Annotated in this window: 1 protein-coding gene; it reads left to right on the top strand. The window is 62.0% G+C overall.

What is annotated here, in order from left to right; translation table 11 throughout:
• The coding region (locus HMPREF0178_RS19990) for a hypothetical protein (RefSeq protein WP_009369354.1) at positions 1 to 1,208 on the top strand (1,208 nt) is incomplete at both ends.

The raw sequence follows: 1,208 nt of genomic DNA, 5'->3' as shown, positions 1-1,208 counted from the left end.
GCAACGCCCAGACCGCCACCCGCCTCGCCACGAAACGCACCATCGGAGGCGTGGCCTTCGACGGCTCGGCGAACATCCATCACTATGCAACCTGCTCGACGGCTGCCGCCACCGCCGCGAAAACCGTTGCGCTGTCTGGGTTCGCGCTGGCTACCGGGGCCCGCGTCCTTGTGAAGTTCACCGTAACCAACAGCGCCGCCAACCCGACCCTCGACGTCAACGGTACGGGCGCGAAGCCCATCCAGTACCGTGGGGCCGCCATCGCCGCCGGGACGCTGGCCGCGAACCGGACCTACGAGTTCGTCTACACCGGCGCGCAGTACGAGCTTGTCGGCGACGTGGACACGAACACGACCTACTCCCTCGCAACGGCCTCCAACGACGGCCTGATGGCGAAGGGCGACAAGGGCAAGCTGGACGGCATCGCCGTGGGCGCGGAAGTGAACCAGAACGCCTTCGGCAATATCCTCGTCGGGTCGACCACCATTGCGGCGGACACGAAAACCGACACGCTGACCTTCGTAGCAGGGACCAATGTGACCCTGACGCCGGATGCCACGAACGACAAACTGACCATCGCCGCCAAGGACACGACGTATGCCGCGGCCACGCAGTCCGTCGCCGGCCTTATGAGCGCCGCCGACAAGAAGTCCGTTGATTACTGCGAAGCGCTCCGCCTGTCGATGATCGGCGTTCCGCGCTACTGGCGCTCGACGACCCTCCCCGCGAATCACGTCTGGGCAAACGGAGATCTCGTCCTGTTCTCCGACTGGCCCGAGCTGAAAAAAGTCTATGATGGCGGAGGATTCACCGGAATGCTGCTCGCCTACAACGCCGCCAGTGCCACCATCGCCGCCAACCTCGGCAAATGGCGCCCCAACGCCGCTAACCCCACGGGATTATATGTTCCCAAGCTGAGCGACCAGTTTTTCCGAGCTTGGACGGGAGGGAGCCGGGAGGCAGGATCCACGCAGGGGGACGCTATTCGGGAGATCTATGGTGCATTCACTAGACCACTTGCCCCGTCTGATGCTGGTGCCGCTGGCACTTTTTCAAGTATCACTCGCGCCAACTACTTGTTTCAGAGGGCACAAGGTGAGTCGATGGCAGAAGTGGAGTTTAAAGCTTCCCGGGTTGTCCAGACCGCTGAAGAAAACCGTCCGGTCAATATCGCTCTTCCCGTAATCTTGTATCTTGGTGAAAAATCA

Origin of the sequence: Bilophila sp. 4_1_30, assembly GCF_000224655.1 — a bacterium.
GTDB lineage: Bacteria > Desulfobacterota > Desulfovibrionia > Desulfovibrionales > Desulfovibrionaceae > Bilophila > Bilophila wadsworthia.
This window is presented reverse-complemented; position numbering and strand designations above follow the sequence as displayed.